Origin of the sequence: Bacteroides sp. 51 (assembly GCF_010500965.1) — a bacterium.
Lineage (GTDB): Bacteria > Bacteroidota > Bacteroidia > Bacteroidales > Bacteroidaceae > Bacteroides.
Window position 1 is genome coordinate 1 of sequence record NZ_QVMI01000048.1, and the last position, 19,906, is coordinate 19,906.

Genomic DNA, 19,906 nt, shown 5'->3' on the forward strand with positions numbered 1-19,906 from the left:
AATCTCTTGGAATTTGAGTAGGGTTAACATAATGCTTTTTGATGCCAAAAGTAGAACAAAAAAGAAAACACTAAAAGGCGGGGATTACCGAAGGCTTACTATGGAACGTCTTTATTCATCATTACTTCCATGTCGCATATCTATATATCAGACTTCTGATGGTATAACCCGTATTTCGCGCATGAATTCGGTTGCTATGGCAGCACAAATCGGCGGACTGGTAGAGGAAGTAATGAGCGAAGCCTTTGCTGAAATTGAAAAAGCAATAGCCGAAATAGAATCGTAAATTAAACAGTAGATAATCTGTGAAAATAGTACGAAACTTGCAACTAAGTTGCAAAACATAATCGCTATCTTTGCAGCATGAAATATTTGTCCCTCATATTATCCATATATGTATTACTGTTATCAGTAATGCCATGTTGTTTTGAGGATAAATGTTTAGCTATATATACAGATACCGTTGAAACGAGCAATGACATAGGCAATAGTTGTGACGACTGTTCCGATGATAGTTGTTGTTCCCCTTTTCTACATTGTAATACCTGTTCCGGATTTCCGGAAGCCCGTTTTTATAATCCAATAATAATAATTTTAGGCTCTATACCTGATTATAAATCAGATTATATAGTAAAAAACGCTCTCTCTGATTATAAATCTTCAATCTGGCAACCGCCAAAAGCATAAACTAATTTTTATTATACAGGTCGTTGTGAATATGCCCTGCAATTTTTACGATAATACATTCTTTGTAATATCGTAATCCTCATATCATTTATAGTTGAAGATTTAAAAACAAGAAATAAAATGAAAACAAAAATTATACTGATGCTATTCTTAGTATTCAGCATTTCCAATATTTTCGCTCAAAATACACTTAACGTTAAACTAATAGACTGTGATAACAAAGAGCCTTTAATCGGTGCTAATATTATACTTCAAAATACTACGAACGGAACATCTTCTGATGCTGAAGGATTAGCGGTACTCTCCAATATTCCAGACGGTAAACAGAGGTTTGAAATTACTTATGTAGGATATGAAAAGACCATAAAAGAATTTACATTCCCGTTGGCTTCGGATGAACCTATCGTTATCAGGGTTGAGCCTGATGAAGAAACATTGCAGGAAGTAGTTGTTTCTTCAACAAGGGGGACACGTACTTTTAAAGATATTCCTACCCGTATTGAATTTATAAATGCCGAAGAGTTAGGCGAAAAAGGAGTGATGAAACCCGGAGATATACGTATGCTTCTGAATGAAAGCACGGGTATTATGACACAACAAACATCAGCCATATCGGGTAATTCATCTATTCGCATTCAAGGTTTGGACGGTAGATATACACAGATACTAAAAGACGGTTTTCCCGTATTTTCAGGTGCAGCAAGCGGATTAGGTTTATTACAGACACCACCGCTCGATTTAAAGCAGGTTGAAATAATAAAAGGTTCTTCTTCTACTTTATACGGTGGCGGTGCTATTGCGGGACTGGTAAACCTTATATCGAAAACGCCTGAAAAGGAAAGGGATTTCTCAATCCACCTGAATGGGACAACAGGTAAAGGGCTTGATGTAAACAGCTTTTTCGGTCAGAAATTCAACAAGGTAGGTACTACCGTTTTTGCATCGTATAACCGTAACTGGGCTTATGATCCGTCAGATGTTGGCTTTACGGCAATACCAAAGTTCGACAGGTTTGTATTTAATCCTAAGCTATTCTTGTACCTGTCTGAAAACACAGATTTTAATTTCGGTATAAACTCCATGATTGAAAACCGTCTGGGTGGTGATATGGAGTATGTAAAAGATAAGGGAAACGAAGAACATTCCTATTTTGAAAGAAACAAGACACAAAGGCATTCAAGCCAACTTACATTTGAACATCGTTTCGACAAACAAAACAGATTAAATGTAAAGAACAGCATTACTTATTTCAGCCGTAAGATTGAGATTCCCGATTTCAAATTTGACGGCGACCAGTTATCGTCTTTTTCAGAAGTATCTTATATACATACAAAAGAAAAAACGGAATGGGTAGCGGGTGCGAATGTGTGGACGGATAAGTTTACCGAAGAAAAACTGACCGATTTTCCTTTACGTGATTACAATATGACTACCGTAGGCGTATTTGTACAGAACAATACGAAAATAACGGACTGGATGAATCTTGAAAGCGGATTGCGTACCGATTATATTAACGATTACGGTTTTGCAGTTCTACCCCGTATATCTTCTCATTTCAAGATAACGGAGAAATTTTCATCCCGTGTAGGTGGTGGGTTCGGATATAAAGCACCTACCATTTTTTCGGAAGATAGCGAACGCATCCAGTTTCAGAATGTCTTGCCGATAGATGACAACAGGAACAAACTGGAAAGGAGTTATGGGGCAAATGTGGATTTTACTTATAAAACGGGTTTGTTCGGCGACCAAGTATTTTTAAGTATAAACCAGTTATTCTTTTATACTTACCTGAAAAATCCGCTTGAACTGCAAGCTGCTGAAAATAATCGTTGGCAGTTTAATAACATTAACGGTCACGTGGATAGTAAAGGGGCTGAAACCAATATGAAAATTAAGTATAAGGATTTCGGTTTATTTCTCGGATATACCTATACGGATGCTGATGTAAAGGAAGACGGCAGAAGCTACCAAAAAACCTTAACCCCGAAACATAAAATCAATTCTGTTTTAATGTATGAGGTGGAAGATAAATGGAAAATCGGATTGGAAGCTTATTATACCGGAAAACAAAATTTGAATGACGGTAAAACAGGTAAGGATTACCTTGTCTTCGGATTAATGATGCAACGAATTTGGGAAAAGTTCTCAATATATGCTAACTTTGAGAACTTTACCGACAGACGGCAGACAAGGTTTGATACCATTCATACGGGTTCGATGACTAATCCTGAATTTCGGGACATTTATGCACCGTTGGACGGTTTCATCCTGAATACCGGGATTATAATTAAATTGTAAAATGAATAAATCAATTTTTAAAATTGAACAAATGGATTGTCCGAGTGAGGAAAACCTCATTCGGATGAAACTCCAAAATATAGAGGGTGTTGCAAAGCAGGAATTTGACCTGAAAGGCAGGATATTTACTGTTTACCATACAGGCGACTATCAGGAAATCGAAAAGCAGCTTGCTACCTTGAATCTCGGTTCACGCTTTATTGAAAGTAAAGAAGTAACAGGAGAAGTCCAGGCAGAGGAAAATAGCAAACAGCGTAAAGTCCTTTGGATTGTACTGGCTATTAACTTCGGCTTTTTCCTGATTGAAATGTCAACGGGTATTATATCCAAATCTATGGGATTGGTTGCTGATAGCCTTGATATGCTTGCTGATGCTTTTGTTTATGGATTAAGTTTGTTTGCAGTCGGTGCAGCCGTAAGCCGTAAGAAGCGTGTTGCTATGATTTGCGGATATTTCCAGATACTTTTGGCTGCCGTTGGTTTTATAGAGGTAATCAGACGGTTTACAGGTACAGAGGAAATGCCTGTTTTTCAAACAATGATAGGTATATCCGTACTTGCTTTGATTGCTAATGTTATATGTTTGCTTTTACTTCAAAGGACGAAGAGCAAAGATGCCCATATTCAGGCAAGTATCATCTTTTCATCCAACGATGTAATAATAAATGCAGGGGTAATTCTTGCCGGATTCTTAGTATGGCAGTTGAATAATCAGATACCCGACCTTATTATCGGTAGTATTGTATTCCTTATTGTTATAAGAGGGGCAATTAGGATATTGAAACTTGCTAAAAATTAAATAATGTCATTTGATCTGCAAATTATTTGTATATTTTCTCTCAAATAATTTGCAGATCTCATAAGAATAGTAACGGGCGGAAACCGCGCGTCTGTTTATTTTATATCAGCTATATTTTATCTGCTGTTTTGTGGGCAGCATCCCCAACCGTCGTATTTGGCACCGTAGTCATTACCCAATGTTACTAACTCCCATGTATATTCGTTAATCTCTGAGGGCATGACATTGTTTAGCCGGGAGATTTGCAATGCGAAATGATAGGAATCGCCATGATCTACGGTTTCTTTTAGCGCCACTTTATATCCGAGCGTTTCGACTTCCCGAATAAACTGCTCTCGCCCTTCTTCGGTCGGGAAATAGATAAAGTGATCCACTTCCCTTTCTTTGCTGAAGTCGTCGCCGTCCTGATCCAGTTGGAATAAGACCGACTGGTTTTCTATGGTTTGCAGTTCGTATTTGGATGGGTACAACAAGTCGAAGTAGGTATTCCAATCCTTGTCTTTCTGCACTTCAATGTTGTACGAGTATTCGGGATGTACATTCATGACGGACTTTAAGAGTTCCTCGCATTCTTTTCCGTGTTTTACATAAAGGTACATATTCATCAGACCGTTTGACTTAACGATTCCTGCGACGATGACATTTTTCTTTTCGGTAGCCTCGATGATTTCTTCTTGGATGCTGTGTAGTACCTCGGATTCTTCTTCTGCCGTGAATAATCCGTTTTCATCTGCGGAGAGCATCTGAATAGTAAATAGCAGCAACTCTTTGAGGTTATCTATTGGGGCTAAGTCTACCAGCGCGAGGTTCATCAGGACGTTAGCGGGATGATCTTCGATGTGGCTGAAATAAGCAACCCATTGTTCTGGTATATTGTTGGTTTTAATTGATTCTGACATATTGTATAACTTTTATTACGGCGTGAATTTAACTAAAAGATTTTAATACTCACTGTATTAGGATAATCTAAAAAATATTTAGTGATATAATAGCTATCCCGACGGTGTTCCGTCGGGATTTTTTCGTGTATAAAGAGGAAAATTCAACGAATATCTGTACCGAACATTTCATTGAAGAACGCTACAAGTTCCTCTCGACGCAGGCTATCCCAATAGAGAGAGGCAGGGTGATACGGTTCGTGCCGACCGATTTCATAGGCAATATCCATTTTTGTAAAACGCTTGCCCTGATTGTAGCGCATTTCTGTACCTTCCAACCAACGTGAACGACGGCTTTGTTGTTGAAGCGGGAGCAGTTGTTCCAACATATAGGCATAATTTTCGCCTACGGTGTGTCCGCTTTCCATTTTATACGGACTGTCTTTACAACGCTTACATTCGTCAATGGCGGCGTTCAAATCTGTTACTTCAATTATGTTTCCATCTATGTCTTTTATTGTTGTCATATTCTTTGTTATTTAGAGGTTTGTACTTGCATTGAGGAAACATACCAATTATCTTGATACTTGTCTCCAATCAGGTTAAAAGTACCTGATAGTCCGCTATTATCTGCGTATTTCTTGGCTTCCATTATAGAGCTGAACTCGCCCAACTTTTTGAATCCAATAAATAATTTATACATGGTGCTGTTCTGTTTATGCTTGATGACTTCTGCCTGTAAAATGGCATACGCTTCATTATAATTTTTCTTTTTCTGTTCCAATTTGGCTTTGGCTTTGAGTAACTTTTCATCCGTTTCAAGATTGAAAAACAGGTCATTGTGTGTCATATAGTCGATATATTTGGCGATTGCCCTTTCTACCTTAGTTATCTGCGCTTTTGCCGAAGCTACTTTGCCTAAAAGGAAGTCAAAACCTGTTTGCAATCCCGTCCGCTTGTCGTATGCACAGTGATATACCCAAATTTTCTTACGGGGGTATTTACATACCAATTTTGCCCTGCGCCACTCAATAACCCACCGCCAACGGTCTAACATGGCACGAGGGATGTCGATTATATGTAGTATTTCACGGTTTCTGTCCTCGTCCCTTACTTCAAAGGTTATATATACCCAATGTTCTATTTTGAGTTCCCGTTCCGCTTTTGCAAGGTCTTTGGCATCTTGCATCCAATCGTCTATTTTTTCCTGTGCCATGATATTGATAATTAACTGTTATAAATTTGCTGTATTTCTTCTCCGATTTTTGACAACGCTTGTCGTTGTTCATCGGTAAGTGATAGTACAAAATCATCGTTGCTATACCATTCTCCGCTATCTTCTTGTTCTCGGAAACATCGCCTGTTAGCAGTATCTACGATTCCCAATATTACATCAACTTCGGTTGAAGTTAGTCCGCTAATTGTGCAGGTCTTATTTGTTTTATTTACTTTCAATTTCATGCTTTTTGAGATTATGGGCGGATTACTCCGCCCTTTGGTTATTCATATGCTTCAATCCTTTCTTTTACAATCTCATGTAAGTGTGAATTGGATTGATAAATTTTGATTTTTTCTTGAAAGGTTTTATTTTGCCAAAATTGGTTGGCATCATCAAGGAATTTTGCATCTATTTCATTATTGCCGTCTCTGTCCTGCTCTATACCTGTAATATCTTCAAATTCATCAAAACTAAGCCATTGCCACCACGTATTAAGAGTTTGCAAAGACCATTCATTCGGCTTTTTGGGACTTTCCTCAAATGATCTGACAACCGTTTTCAATTTTTGTCCGTCTGATACACTTAATTCTTTATCCCTGTCCAAAAGCCAGTACAGGAAAAAGATGATAGTGTCTTTAGATATTATATGATTGCCATTGAATAGATTTAGCAAAACAACAGGTTCTTTTTCTTTGGCTTTCAATGCTTCTTCGCTTGTGGTATAGGCATTTTCACCGATACCGAAACGTAGGGAGTTGTTTACGGTAAATTCTACCTTTCCGTATTCTTCCATTTTCCTGTATATGAAGTGTTCTAAATCTCTTATATCGTGTATCAGGTCGAAAGGGTGCAAGGCTTCCAGTTCTTCTTTTAACTGGTTGTGAATATCCCTTAACATGGGTTCAATGGTAAACCATTTAGTAGGGTTGGTTATCTTTCGGCAAGTGGCAGGATCGTGAACGTCATCGAGAAATAAACCATTCTTATCAAGTGTGCAATAACAGTCATAGCAGAAATGCGTATGATATTCCGTTTCGCTCTTTTTGATAGACTTATTTATGATTATTCGGATTTGACCGTTCTGTAACAGATAAAAACGGATGCTCCAACGGTCAGTTTCAAAAGCTATTTGATAATGCTTGCTTTCGCCTGTTACCCTGTTCAGGAAATGTACAACTCCCTTATACATAATTGCTATTTTATTCGGTTTCATATTGATTGGATTTATTAAAAGAATGATAATTCTAATTGTACAGGTTTACGCCCTGTAATCTCGTCAAATAAGGCTTTCGCTTGTTTTAATACATTGATTGCATATCGGTCGGTCTTACTGCTGTCTTTTTCAAGTCCTGTAAGCATTTCATTTAATGCTGCTTTCAGGCAGTCTTTTCTATTGTCGAATATTTTACCCCATACATTAAGCCCATAGCCTGATCCGCCTGTACTGTGAGAGTAACTCATTCCATAAGTCCATTTTCCGTTTAAGCCTTTACCCAGTGTGATATGGTTAGATACCGCCCAACCGTCCCGATGTGGGAATTGTATTTCTTCACGTTCCAAAAAATCAGGTCTTTCCAACCAACCGTATTCGTTAAATTCCTTTTTAATGAAGCCAAATACTAAATGTCTTTCGTACTCTCGTTTATTCATTAATAACTGGCGAGGGGTATTTCCAAAACTCTCGTATTCCTCTATTATCGCCCTGTCGTTACGTCTTAATGCGTTCAGATATATAGCTACATTGTGGCGTTCTGCCCTGCAAAAATTGATGTCCTGTATCTTTTGCAATTTTTCGTATGCTGACAATTCTCTGTATTTCATGACTGTTATTTTGTGGGGCAGGGTTACTGCCCCGTGTTTGACTTCTTTTATCTTGCACTCATTGTTATAGTTCCTCGCAGATTGGGTGAGAACTTTTGTTCATAGGCTTCAATCTGCCTTTCAAGTTCTTCCCATGCGGTTATTTCTTCATCATACATCTGTAAATCGGCTTTACATTCTTGTATTAGAATTGTGAGGTATTCTTTTTCTATTTCAATTTGCTTGATTGCTTCATCCGCATTTATCCTGTCTTGTGAATTTTCATCAGGCTTGGTTGTTGGCAGGAGAAAAACGCAGTTGTATGATGTCAGATAATTCCATGTTTTGCCCTCCACACTTGCATACATTCTGTGATTATTGTCAGATATACCGATTGCAATGCCTTTACATCCTCTTTTTTCGGTGATGCTGTAAGAAAGGTTGTTCGGGTTCTCTGCGGTGTATATGGCTTTAATTAGCTTTGAATTGGCTACCTTGCCATTAAAGGCTCTGATAAACGGCTCACACGTTTCCAAACCTTTTATAAGGTTCTCATTTACTTTAATTTGTTGGTTCATTCTATTAATGAACTCTTGTTTTCTATTGGGGTTCTTTAATCCGTAATACATGATATATTGTTTTTTGATTGTTAATTATTTACTGCGTCCCATTCTCCTTTTTGGTCATCAAACCAAATTGCATGATAGAATTGGACGGTTACTTTTGGCTTCTTTCTTGGGTTGGCAAAGGTTTCCGTTTGGCTGACTTTCCACCCTTTTGCAGTTTCTGCGAGAATTATACAGGATAGGTTTTTATTATACCTGTGGATGAATTTCATATCTATATCTACTCTCATGGTGATTGTTTTTAGTAGGGCAGATAGGCTCTGCCCTGTGTTCTACATTGTTTAATCCAATCCGAAATAATAGGCTAACCTTTGCTCTTGTGATTTCGGGAAAATCCATCCTTTAATTTTTTTCCCATTAAAGGTTAATCGACTGTTGAAGCGTCCTCCCATTGCTCTTAGTTCGTCTTTAATTGCTTTGGTTTCCCCGAATACCGCTACTGCTTTGGCTGAATACTCAACCATTGTACAACCGCATTTACTTTCCCCTGTCTGGTTGGTTGGTGGCGTTGTGTTGGACTTACTGATATGTATATTATCTTCGCTTCCTGCTGTGTATGCAAAATCTTCAATAGTGCGTTCACGGTTATATACTGGCACTTTTTTAATTATCCAACCGCTATGCCTATATTCTCCTAAATAATACCCTGCACCCATAGAGTATTTTTCCCTATTTTCGTAATCCTCGTTAAACTCGGCTAAATAGGCGGTTTCCTCGAAGTTTGATGCGTATTTACGCATTTCGGAAAAAATATCCCTTTTATGTTTGGAAAAGCCTAAAATGACGGTGCGTTGTGTGCTACTTCCGTAATAGTCGGTTTGACTATCGCTTTCGTTTTGTTTCAGACGTGCCACGATTACCGCTTGCGCATCTTCGGGAAATATCTCGGCAAAACGTTTACGCCCTATTACCTTAACTTCTTCTACTCTTATCTTCTCTTTTTCGGCTTCGTCTGTTTCCGCTTTAACTATGTCTTTCGCTTCCTGAAGAAGTAACGCCACTTCAAAACCATCCATAAATTCAGGATTTTCGCTGTCGTAATAATAACCGATACCGAATTTTTCGCTTAATGGTCTGATTATGTCTGCTGTCTGAAAAACTTTTTTCCGTAGGTTAATCAGCTTGTAAGTGATACCCCAGTTATTTTTAACGATGTCATAGACTACATATCTGTCATAGCTATAACCCTCCATTTGGATAACCTGATTGACTTGAACAACCTGTATAGCCTTGTCAATTTCCTTGTTTGCTCCTAATAAAAATACTTTGCTCATAACTCTAAATTTTAAGGGATTATAAAAAGGTCAGCATTGCGAGAATAAAGAGGATTATAGCACCCATACCCACGAAAAAGGAGAGGATACCCCGTATAACAGGAAGAAAGAGATACAAGCCCACTAAAGCCCAAATAAACCCTGTTCCCCACACACAGAAGCCCAAAACCGCCAAAACGATTTTTAAAACCAATTTTATGCTAATTGGATGGTAGGCTGTCGGTCGTTGTTTCCTATTTTTTTCTGTACTTCTCATAATTTCTGACTTTTTTTTTATGCCAGTATGGAGAGGGTGAGGTGTGATCGAGTTTCAGGTGCCTTACTCACGCAGTGCTTTTTGGCAGCATCAAGATTTTTCAAAAAAATACACTCGCTTTCCTGTACCTGATTGGGGTGCAGATACATTTCTTTAAGAAAAGAGGCTATAATTATTGCCCGGATAATTTCTTAAAATCTATTACAAAAGAGATTTTGAATCGAGGAAGATTTTTTTAAAAACACGTCTGATCTTGTGCAGCCAATAAACATGAAATAAATTCGCGCCTGATACTCGTTCACTCCGAACCCCTCCTTTTTTATGGTCATAACTAAATGAGGAAGAAATTATACCGAGGGAAGTACAGAAAAAAGGAAATTTGGTTGTCTGCTTTGCGTTTATCATAATAAAACGCAGAACTTTCCTCACAGAAAGGAAAGCTATATACAAAAAAAGCCTGTACCGATTTTTACGATACAGGCTCCATTTGGATTGTGATATGTATTTTTATTTTGCTCTGGTTTTTCCGTAGCATTTGCTGCCGTCAGGAGATAAGTAGAAATCAAATGTTTCTTCAACGGCTGTTCCACCCGGAGCGATTGAGTATTTGCATCTAACAATTACGGCAAGAACATCATTCGGATTCTTACTGTCATATCCGTTAAGATTATCCGGAGTAAGATTTTTTAGAGAATCAATAGTATTGCTCATCCGTGCAATATCAGCATTGTATTTATCAATTTTAGCTTGATTTTTTTCTCTTGCCAGTAGATCTTCACTCATTTTTTTAGCCAGCTCAATCTTACTGATGTTAGGTTGATTATTTTTCTGAAATTCATCAGTAAGATAGGCGATACTGTCGGCAACCGTAACGTTGCCGGTTTCGCTAATCTCAATAATTTTGAAGTTGAGATTTTCTTTTGTGTCGCTCCCTTTTAACAGGTTATCAGTAATGGTTTTTTCGTAATTACTCGTTGATGAGTTTGAACCGCAGGAAACCATAAAAACAGCGATAAGTAAATAAAATACGTGTTTCATATCTAAATGTATTAAACGTTTATTAATTCATCGAAATAGCCGGAAGTTTTGAGTGTAGGTTATATACTATCAGAACTTCTGTTGATTTTTTATTATCAGTCCGGGTATATTCGGTTAATGCTTTCATTACCCATTCCCGAAATGCTTTTGCTTCAAAAGATGCTACACGGTAGCTGACAAATATCAGTGCTTCCAGATTATACAGTACCGTTTCGCATGGGTGCCCGTTGCTCTCAAATTTATGTATTCGGGTAACATCTTCTTCACGGAGCAAGCCGGATTTGAATATACTCCGTAGATTGTTACCAATCGTATTGACAAATACATTAAATAAGTCGGCAATTTGATGTTTCGTTACCCACAGGGTGCAATTTACAAGTTTTGCTTCAACAATCAGTTGATTTTCACTATTTTCTTTAATATTTATATATCCTCGTTCCATAATATATTATTCTTCATCCTGTTGAACATTATAACCAATACGCTTACGGGGTTTATTTTCCAGTTCCTTTTGTGATGCAAGTTCGGTAAGAGCTTGGTAAATATCACTAAACTGCATATTTGTTTCCACCATAAATTCCTCCAATTTACGATTTAATTCCGCATAACCCAGTGCATATTGTCGTAAAGCGACAAAAGCTCTGATAATAGATATATTAACCTGAATGGCCAACGTGCTGTTAAGAACGCTTGACAGTTGGGCTATACCCTGTTCAGTAAATGCAAAAGGTAAGTATTTTACGTGTTGCCCTTGTCCTTGATTTTCTAAGGTGCCAAAATTGCACCTTAAAAAATCGTACTCTTCCTTTGAGAGTTCAATCATAAAATCCGGAGGAAAACGGTCTATGTTCCGACGAACAGAACGTTTCAGATTTTTGGTTTCAACCTGATATAATTCAGCCAAATCGTAATCCAACATAACTCGCATACCTCGGATTTCATAAATCTTGCTTTGAATAATTTGTAATTCCATGATAAATATTTTTAGAGGTTTAATGCAGTATCCATACCTGTAAGGTGTTCTGATAATTTCAACATATCCCGCCCAATCTTTCCGTTATCCATTCGTACCAATGTTTGGGTTGTATTTATATTGGTATGTCCTAACATTCGGGATATTGTTTCAATGGGTACCCCATTCATATAGGTAATAGTAGTCGCAAATGTGTTTCTTGCAACCCTGAAAGTGAGATTTTTACCAATACCGCAAATATCACCGATTTCTTTCAAATAATCATTCATCTTTTGATTACTTGCTATCGGTAAATTTTGACTGTACTTATTCAAAATTTTCTGCGGAACTGAAAGCAAAGGGATTATAACAGGTGTATATGTCATGCTCCGCATAATTTTGATAATAGGATTACCGTCTTTATCTGTTTCAAAATTTTCGGTTGTTAGCATTGATAAGTCTGAATAATTCAGACCTGTAAAACAGGAAAAGATAAATACATCCCTTACTTGTTCAAGTCTTTTAGTCGAAAACTTTTTGCTCAAAATAGACTGTAACTCCTTTTCCGAAAGGAAGGCACGAACTACCTCTTGCCTTTTAATCCGGTAATGGCTAAAAGGGTTGTTGGATATAGCCTGTTTTTCACAGGCTATATTTACAATACGACGGAATAATTCTATTTTCTTGGCGGCTGTGTTTACGTTATATTTGCGAAACTTCATCAGGTAATTTTCAAAACCTATTATGAAATTGACGTCGATTTCGGACAGCAAGTAATCAACTTTCCCATATCGTTGTTTAATGTAATCAGCGATATAGTTTCTCACCGCTTCATATTTCAGGTAGGTAGATAAGGCTTTAACCTTATATACATTCTTATTATACTCGTCGAACAGAGCTATTACTGTTGAATATTCATTTTTTTTCATTACTATTAAAAATTAGTGGGTTAAACAGCTAATTGAGTATTGGCTTTTTCCGATTTAAAAGTGAGATTGCCTTCATTTTCAAAAGTATTAGACCAGAGAGATAATTTTTCTTCTTCTGAAAGGCTATGCCACATGACAGATATACGCTTTAATCTTTCGGGATCATCAGACAGAGTGCCGGGAAGATTAAATAAAGCCATTTTTTCATGCAATGAAAGGCATTCAAAAAGTTTATCTAAATTAGATTTAGATTTGATTCGCCTTTCTTCAAGTTTTTCAGCAAAAGAAGCCATATCGTTGCTTACCTTAACATCGGTAATTCTTGCATAAATTTGGGTAGTTTTTATGTTTGTATGACCTAACATTTTTGATACACTTTCAATGGAAACTCCTTTTGTAAGCGTAAGAGTGGCGAAAGTGTGTCTTGCAAGATGAAATGTTAAATCTTTGTCAATACCGCAAACAGCTCCGATTTCTTTGAGATATTCATTCACTTTTTGATTGCTTGGAACAGGGAGAACTTTCTTATTGGGCATCGTCCCTTTATACTTCTCAATAATTTGCTTTGGAATGTCGAGTAATGGAATATTGTAGCTTGTACCTGTCTTTTCACGTTTCCCCATTATCCACAAATTATTATCAAATGAAATGCGGATATTACTTTCATCCAATCCTTTTACGTCTATATAGGAAAGTCCGGTATAACAGCTAAAAATAAAGATATCTCTTACTCGCTCCAAACGTTCAGAAGAGAATTGTTTCTTCATGATTTCGTCTATTTGTTCTTGCATTAAATAGCCTCTATCGACTTTCTTAAACTTTATTTTATAGTTGGCAAAAGGATCAATGTGAATCCAACCGTTATTTTTGGCGAAAAGAATAATAGTGCGGAATCGCTGTAAGAATTTAGCAGTAGTATTTTCCTTACATTTGCAGCTTGTCATTAGGTACACTTCAAAATTTCTCAAAAAGGAGTGATTTACCTCTTTCAAAGAAATATCAGCAACATTATAATACTCTTTAATAAAATTAGCCATGTGCCTACGGGCTACGTCATATTTTTGAAGTGTACCTTTTGCCCTGCTTATACCAACCAATTTAGCGATATCATCAACATGCCGTTGGAATAATTCGAGTACGGTTTGGTTTTTAATTTCAAGACCAAGAAAGATATTTTTAACCCGATCAGGATTAACATTGTTCTCTTTGGTGAGTAAATCATGGTAAACGTTGTATAAGCCTGTTTTAATTGTTTCCAGAAAGGTATTTATCTCGACAGCTTCTTTTGTTCTGCCCAGAGCCATTGACGACTTTACATCCCATGATTTAGGATGCACATTTAATTTGGTACTGAAACGGCTTATTTGTCCGTCGATTGTAATCCGGCACATGATAGGAACACTGCCATCGGATTTTTGCTTGTCTCTTTTCAAAAAGAAAAGAACTTTAAATGTACTTTTCATAAACTCATTTTTTAATGTTACAAAATTAAAGTAAACTATCTGTTAATGAGTTTTATGCAGACTGCCAATTCCCGACAACACACTGCCAATTTTGGACAATTCGTACCCCTTTTTCTTTGATTTCTCGTACCCCCTGTGTCCCTTTTTGGTTTGGGGTATGAAATGGGACACACTAAATGTCTTTTTTTGGCTTTATTTTGGCTTTTTCCTAAGACAACATAAATAAAAAAAGTCCCTCATATTCACTGAATATGAAGGACTTGTCTCTTTTTTGGCGCCTATTGACTTAGGCTTTCCGCGGTATGGACGGCACCGGAACCCACGATTTCATGAAAAATCATAAAGCATTATTTCTTCTGATTATCAGTCAATTACTTGATAATCCATATCGTAAAATATATCGAAATTTGTTTTGCTATCTCAAAAATTGGGTGTATTTTTGGGTGTTGACTTAATCGGTGTAATTAATACTATCACCCATGAATATAAAAAGAAACATCGTATTCGCTCTTGAAAGTCGAAAGAAAGACGGTAAAGCCATTGTAGAGAACGTTCCTATCCGTATGCGTGTCATCTATCACGGACAGCGAATTGAGTTTACAACCGGCTATCGGATTGATACAGCCAAATGGGATGCTGACAAACAGCGGGTAAAAAATGGTTGTACAAACAAGTTGAAGCAAAGTGCATCCGAAATTAATGCCGACCTATTGAAATACTACACGGATATTCAAGAGATATTCAAAGAGTTTGAAGTACAGGATACGATTCCCACCCCCGAACAACTAAAAGGGGCGCTCAACGACAGAAATAAACAGCCGGAATCGGAACAGAAAGTAGAAAAGGTTGAAATTCCGAAATCAGTTGTATTTAACAAGGCTTTTGATGGATTTATCAAAGAATGTGGAAGCCAAAACAGTTGGGGAAGTGCTACATACGAAAAGTTTGCAGCCGTAAGGAACCACCTGCACAATTTTGATGAGAACCTATCTTTTGAGACTCTTACCGAATCCCGACTAATGGATTACGTCAACTATCTTCGCACTACTCTGGATATGAGAAACAGCACGATAGAAAAGCAAATCAGTTACTTGAAATGGTTTCTCCGGTGGAGTACCAAGAAAGGACATAACACCAACCGTGATTTTGAAGACTTCAAACCCAAACTGAAAAGCACCAAGAAAAAGGTCATATTCCTGACATGGAAAGAATTGAACCAACTTCGTGATTGTGTTATCCCCGAAACAAAAAAATATCTGGAACGTGTCCGGGATGTGTTCCTGTTCTCTTGTTTCACCGGACTCCGACATTCGGATATATACAACCTGCGGAAAAGCGATATAAAAGATAACCACATAGAAATCACAACTATAAAAACGGCAGACAGCCTGATTATTGACCTGAACAACCATAGCAAATCAATATTGGACAAATACAAAGATGTTCATTTTGAAAACGATAAGGCTTTGCCGGTTATCAGCAATCAAAAGATGAATGACTACCTGAAAGAACTGGCAGAGATAGCAGAAATAAACGAGCCTGTTCGGGAAACATATTATAAAGGGAGCGAGCGCATAGAGGAGGTTACGCCTAAATATGTGCTATTGGGAACCCATGCAGGGCGAAGAACCTTTATTTGTAATGCCCTGTCGCTCGGTATTCCTCCGCAAGTTGTTATGAAATGGACTGGACACAATGATTATAAAGCTATGAAGCCTTATATAGATATTGCAGACGACATTAGAGCCAATGCAATGGATAAATTCAACCAGATATAATTTATTATAGTACCTTTGCAGAACAATCGATTTATAAACAAGATAGATACAAGTACTTTATGACCAATAAGAACATTAAACTTCGCAGTAATTTTGTCTCTGACATAAAAGGTATTATTACGTCAGCCAGAGATTCAGCAATAAGAAGTGTTGACTTTGAGCGGGTAAAAATGTATTGGAAATTAGGAGAACGTATTTTTGTTGAAGAACAGCAAGAGAAAGACCGCGCTGAATACGGTAACTACCTAATACGCAATCTATCAATTAATATAATGCCGGAGTTCGGCACCGGATTTTCCGTTAGAACGTTAGAACAATGCCGTCAGTTTTACCGAACATATCCAATTGCGAACGCACTGCGTTCGCAATTAAACTGGTATCAGTATCGGCTTTTGATGCAGATTGATAATGAAGACAAAAAAGAGTATTATGAATTGGAAGCCGTAAACAACGGATGGACAGGACGGGAACTAGAAAGGCAAATCAATTCGGGATTGTATGAAAGACTGTTGTTAAGCAATGACAAAAAAGCGGTCTTAGAAGTCGCACGTAAGCAAAGGACACCGGAACTACCGACTGAAATAATAAAAGACCCTATGGTTTTGGAATTTTTAGGGTTAAAGCGTGATGCAGCATATTACGAGAAAGATTTGGAGAGTGCATTGATAACGAATTTACAACTCTTTCTTTTGGAATTAGGTAATGGATTTTCATTTGTTGCACGACAAAAGCGGATACTTCTGGAAGATGACGATTTTTTTATTGACTTGGTTTTTTATAATCGATTATTGCGTTGTTTCGTAATTATCGAAATTAAAACACACAAAATCACACATACAGATATAGGTCAGTTACAAATGTATGTGAATTATTACGATAGGAATGAGAAAGCGGCAGATGAGAATCCAACAATCGGAATCCTTCTTTGTGCGGACAAGAACAATGCAGTAGTAAAATATTCGTTGCCGGAAGAAAATAAAACGATAATGGCAAGTAAATATCAGCTTTATTTACCGACAGAGAAACAGCTACTGACAGAGTTAAAGCGAGAGATAAACGAGTTGGAGTGAGAAAAAATGGAGAAAAATGAACACATATCCTTATTAACAGACCTGTTGCCTCAATACAGGCTGATGAACTCAATCTATAAGCAGATAGCGGATAGTTTGAAATTTAGTTTTGAGAGCCAGTGTCGTATCACGGATTTCTATAATACCTTCAAAGATAAACAAGTATTTGAAAAAGCGGTTTTACATCTGCTCCTTTCCACAGATAAAGAGAAATTGGCATTAATCGCCGTCAACCTAAGAGAGGAAATAAGCAAGAATATCGAACTATATACAGCTCACAAAGAACTGTTTGACAATATAAACACACTTAACGTCTGCACAAGTAGGCATGACCCAGTTCGCTTTAAGATAGAGGGACAATTAGAAGCTACACATAAACTTTGGCAAGAACTTACACAGGTCAGAAATTCGTTGGAGTCCGCAAGTTGGAACTACGATAAAGTAGCGGAGCAACAACTCACAAGGAAAGAGGAGCAGGTCGAGAACCTATATAAGAAAGAACAAGATAAGCTAAAGAATCTCTATGAGCAGCAAAAGGAATCCGACCAAAATGCTTTTCAATACATTCACAATGTATTTGGAGACATTCTTGATTTGAGCAACACCTTTATTTCTTTGCTTGGCAATTACTTTCCTGTTGAAAAGAAAAAAACACCCAATAACACTCCGACCATCAAGCCAGGAATATATTTCGATATGAATCTGGTTTCGCTGATTCATCAGGAATGCAACAACATCCAGTTTGAAAACCTTTCGGAGACTGATTTTTATGCGCTACTTAATCTGCAACCCTGTAATTCCCGGTTAACGGTTAAGGACAGGGAAGGTATCCGCGTGTGCTATCTGATATACAAACTCTATGAATGCCTTAAAACGGAGAGCCGTGCGCAATGGCGTTCCGATATTCTAAAATCAGCCGGCATCAAAGAAGATTACTATAATTCCAAGTATAAAGTTCCCGTTTCTGAAATTCCAAGCCGGGAAAACGAGCGTTTTGCCCGTTGTATTGATGATATATTCAAAAATATTTCCTGATACCACTCGATTACCACTTTTACCACTCAAAATATTTTTAATATCACCTGATTATCAGTGATATTCATTTTGCGTTACCACCCAATCACCACCTGATTGAGGTTGTAGCTTTGCAGTGTTCGAACAATAATCCGCCGAAGTACAAGGCTATTGTTTCACAGTAAAGTATTGTAATATGAATTTACACGATTTAAAAAATAAACCGCTCTGGCAAATGACAGGCGAAGAACTGGTTTACCTGTTACAAAGCGAGGGGATAACTAAAGAGGTCGTAACACCTGTAATTGATTCCTCAAAAAAGTATGTGTATGGAATAGCCGGCATTGCCCGGTTATTCGGATGTAGTATGCCGACCGCCAACCGCATCAAACAAAGCGGGAAGATTGATAGAGCTATCACCCAGATAGGACGGAAGATTATTGTCGATTCCGACCTTGCACTTGAATTGGCAGGACGTAAAACCGGAGGACGTAAATAATGGAAACACAAAACCCAAGCGAAAAAATAACCATCCTCTGGCAGGCTTCCCGGCTTACACTAACCGGCGAATATGTAATAGCACCCGAAATTCTCCGTGTGCATGGTTCACCAATTGGCACACTTGGCAATTTCAGTGCATCCATTGGCAAAGCAAAGAGCAAGAAGACATTCAATGTGTCGGCCATTGTAGCCGCTGCATTGAAGAATGGAACCGTTTTACAATACGATGCAGAGCTACCGGAGAATAAACAGAAGATTTTATACGTGGATACCGAACAAAGCCCTTACCATTGCCAAAAAGTAATGAAACGGATTGCCCGTATGGCAGGATTCCCATTAGATGAAGAACTTACCAATTTAGAGTTTCTCTCACTACGCAGGCATACGCCCGAAATAAGGATAGCTATTGTAGAAAAGGCCATTTACGAAACGGAAGGTTTAGGATTAGTCATTATAGACGGTATCCGGGATATGGTATACGACATCAACAGTCCGAGCGAATCAACCAGGATTATATCCAAGTTGATGCAATGGACAGATGAAAGGCAAATCCATATCCACACCATTCTCCACCAAAACAAAGCCGATGAGAATGCACGCGGGCATATTGGAACAGAATTGAACAATAAAGCCGAAACCGTTTTGGAAGTCGCCAAAGACAAATTCGATAACGATATAAGTACTGTTCAGGCAGTCCATATCCGGGCAATGGATTTCCAGCCGTTTGCATTCCGTATCAATGATAATGCTTTACCCGAATTAGTCAGTGAATATACATTCAGCGACAAGAAAGGTAAATCCCAGCATTATAGCTATTCCGAACTGCAAGCAGAACAGCATAGGCAGGCACTGGAAGCCACATTTTCGGATGCTGAATCATATGGATACAATGACCTGATAGATGCCCTTAAACAAGGATATGCAACGATTGGCTGTGAATATGGGGAGAACAAACTTGGGAAATTAAAGAAATTTCTGGAAAACAAGCGGATGATAATAAAAGATGCCGCCCGGAAATATAAATTCAATCCCCAATTCAACTACTAAAATGCTTTACTCTACTTCGGGTGCATAGATAATAGGGTAAAGTAAAGCCTTTCACAGATAGGCAGCCGGAAGCACTTTACTTTACCTCGTTTTCTATATATACACTATAAAGTAAAGTTGTATTTCGGGAATAACTTTCCCCGTGAAAGAAAAAAGATAACTTATTTAATATTCAAACTCACTAGTGGGCACTAAAAAATAAAAATCGTTCTTTGAAATGTTTTGTATATCGTGGTTTCAGAAGATTTTCGTTGCGTGACGATTTGAATTGACTTCT

Annotated in this window: 21 protein-coding genes and 2 pseudogenes; 8 read left to right on the forward strand and 15 right to left on the reverse strand. The window is 37.7% G+C overall.

Translation table 11 applies throughout. The features are described from left to right. The 3 genes and pseudogenes from D0T87_RS22130 to D0T87_RS22140 all read left to right on the forward strand — a co-directional run. Nucleotides 1–286: pseudogene (locus D0T87_RS22130) on the forward strand (hypothetical protein); the annotation flags it as partial. A gap of 521 nt (nucleotides 287–807) precedes the next feature. Next, a complete protein-coding gene (locus tag D0T87_RS22135; protein ID WP_129733296.1) occupies nucleotides 808–2,985 on the forward strand; it encodes a TonB-dependent receptor in 2,178 nt (725 codons plus the stop codon). Nucleotide 2,986: 1 nt separating this feature from the next. After that, entirely contained in the window at nucleotides 2,987–3,784 is a 798-nt protein-coding gene (locus tag D0T87_RS22140) for a cation diffusion facilitator family transporter (protein WP_129733295.1), read from the forward strand. A gap of 116 nt (nucleotides 3,785–3,900) precedes the next feature. On the opposite strand, the gene D0T87_RS22145 is transcribed toward D0T87_RS22140, so the two are convergent. The 15 genes and pseudogenes from D0T87_RS22145 to D0T87_RS22215 all read right to left on the reverse strand — a co-directional run. Beyond that, nucleotides 3,901–4,683 (reverse strand): DUF695 domain-containing protein, encoded by a 783-nt coding sequence (locus D0T87_RS22145; protein WP_129733294.1) that lies wholly within the window; start codon nucleotides 4,681–4,683, stop codon nucleotides 3,901–3,903. A 143-nt stretch (nucleotides 4,684–4,826) separates the two neighbouring features. Then, the gene (locus tag D0T87_RS24760) at nucleotides 4,827–5,189 is read right to left on the reverse strand and encodes a hypothetical protein (RefSeq protein WP_229058435.1); all 363 of its coding nucleotides are present in this window, start codon (nucleotides 5,187–5,189) and stop codon (nucleotides 4,827–4,829) included. A gap of 8 nt (nucleotides 5,190–5,197) precedes the next feature. After that, nucleotides 5,198–5,878 carry a hypothetical protein gene (locus D0T87_RS22155; protein ID WP_129733293.1) on the reverse strand — a complete coding sequence of 227 codons (681 nt, stop codon included), beginning with the start codon at nucleotides 5,876–5,878 and terminating at the stop codon, nucleotides 5,198–5,200. An 11-nt stretch (nucleotides 5,879–5,889) separates the two neighbouring features. Next, nucleotides 5,890–6,123: a hypothetical protein gene (locus D0T87_RS22160; protein ID WP_129733292.1), complete on the reverse strand. Its 234-nt coding sequence runs from the start codon at nucleotides 6,121–6,123 to the stop codon at nucleotides 5,890–5,892. A 38-nt stretch (nucleotides 6,124–6,161) separates the two neighbouring features. After that, a complete protein-coding gene (locus tag D0T87_RS22165) occupies nucleotides 6,162–7,094 on the reverse strand; it encodes a hypothetical protein (protein ID WP_129733291.1) in 933 nt (310 codons plus the stop codon). A gap of 14 nt (nucleotides 7,095–7,108) precedes the next feature. Then, on the reverse strand, nucleotides 7,109–7,702 hold the full coding sequence (locus D0T87_RS22170; protein ID WP_129733290.1) for a hypothetical protein: 594 nt from the start codon (nucleotides 7,700–7,702) through the stop codon (nucleotides 7,109–7,111). A gap of 47 nt (nucleotides 7,703–7,749) precedes the next feature. After that, nucleotides 7,750–8,310, reverse strand: coding sequence for a hypothetical protein (locus D0T87_RS22175; protein WP_129733289.1), 561 nt, complete (start codon nucleotides 8,308–8,310; stop codon nucleotides 7,750–7,752). Nucleotides 8,311–8,330: 20 nt separating this feature from the next. Beyond that, a complete protein-coding gene (locus tag D0T87_RS22180) occupies nucleotides 8,331–8,537 on the reverse strand; it encodes a hypothetical protein (protein WP_129733288.1) in 207 nt (68 codons plus the stop codon). Between the two features lie 51 nt (nucleotides 8,538–8,588). Continuing rightward, a complete protein-coding gene (locus tag D0T87_RS22185) occupies nucleotides 8,589–9,581 on the reverse strand; it encodes a fusion protein (protein ID WP_129733287.1) in 993 nt (330 codons plus the stop codon). A 19-nt stretch (nucleotides 9,582–9,600) separates the two neighbouring features. Continuing rightward, a complete protein-coding gene (locus tag D0T87_RS22190; RefSeq protein ID WP_203558333.1) occupies nucleotides 9,601–9,837 on the reverse strand; it encodes a hypothetical protein in 237 nt (78 codons plus the stop codon). A gap of 507 nt (nucleotides 9,838–10,344) precedes the next feature. After that, nucleotides 10,345–10,875, reverse strand: coding sequence for a hypothetical protein (locus D0T87_RS22195; RefSeq protein ID WP_129733285.1), 531 nt, complete (start codon nucleotides 10,873–10,875; stop codon nucleotides 10,345–10,347). A 22-nt stretch (nucleotides 10,876–10,897) separates the two neighbouring features. Further along, nucleotides 10,898–11,317, reverse strand: coding sequence for a virulence RhuM family protein (locus tag D0T87_RS22200; protein WP_129733284.1), 420 nt, complete (start codon nucleotides 11,315–11,317; stop codon nucleotides 10,898–10,900). A gap of 6 nt (nucleotides 11,318–11,323) precedes the next feature. Then, on the reverse strand, nucleotides 11,324–11,848 hold the full coding sequence (locus tag D0T87_RS22205; protein ID WP_129733283.1) for an ORF6N domain-containing protein: 525 nt from the start codon (nucleotides 11,846–11,848) through the stop codon (nucleotides 11,324–11,326). Nucleotides 11,849–11,859: 11 nt separating this feature from the next. Next, complete coding sequence (locus D0T87_RS22210; protein WP_129733282.1) at nucleotides 11,860–12,756, reverse strand: site-specific integrase; 897 nt, start codon at nucleotides 12,754–12,756, stop codon at nucleotides 11,860–11,862. A gap of 272 nt (nucleotides 12,757–13,028) precedes the next feature. Continuing rightward, nucleotides 13,029–14,219 (reverse strand): annotated as a pseudogene (locus D0T87_RS22215) (site-specific integrase); the annotation flags it as partial. Nucleotides 14,220–14,698: 479 nt separating this feature from the next. Between D0T87_RS22215 and D0T87_RS22220 the strand changes: the two are divergent. The 5 genes from D0T87_RS22220 to D0T87_RS22240 all read left to right on the forward strand — a co-directional run bounded on the left by D0T87_RS22220 (nucleotide 14,699) and on the right by D0T87_RS22240 (nucleotide 19,629). Continuing rightward, entirely contained in the window at nucleotides 14,699–15,997 is a 1,299-nt protein-coding gene (locus D0T87_RS22220) for a site-specific integrase (RefSeq protein WP_163178159.1), read from the forward strand. Between the two features lie 59 nt (nucleotides 15,998–16,056). Continuing rightward, nucleotides 16,057–17,067: a YhcG family protein gene (locus D0T87_RS22225; RefSeq protein WP_163178161.1), complete on the forward strand. Its 1,011-nt coding sequence runs from the start codon at nucleotides 16,057–16,059 to the stop codon at nucleotides 17,065–17,067. Between the two features lie 6 nt (nucleotides 17,068–17,073). Continuing rightward, nucleotides 17,074–18,102: a hypothetical protein gene (locus tag D0T87_RS22230; RefSeq protein WP_163178163.1), complete on the forward strand. Its 1,029-nt coding sequence runs from the start codon at nucleotides 17,074–17,076 to the stop codon at nucleotides 18,100–18,102. Nucleotides 18,103–18,277: 175 nt separating this feature from the next. Continuing rightward, nucleotides 18,278–18,580: a DUF3853 family protein gene (locus D0T87_RS22235; RefSeq protein ID WP_163178165.1), complete on the forward strand. Its 303-nt coding sequence runs from the start codon at nucleotides 18,278–18,280 to the stop codon at nucleotides 18,578–18,580. Continuing rightward, on the forward strand, nucleotides 18,580–19,629 hold the full coding sequence (locus D0T87_RS22240) for an AAA family ATPase (protein WP_163178167.1): 1,050 nt from the start codon (nucleotides 18,580–18,582) through the stop codon (nucleotides 19,627–19,629). Before D0T87_RS22235 ends, D0T87_RS22240 begins: the two co-directional genes overlap by 1 nt. Nucleotides 19,630–19,906 lie beyond the last annotated feature (277 nt).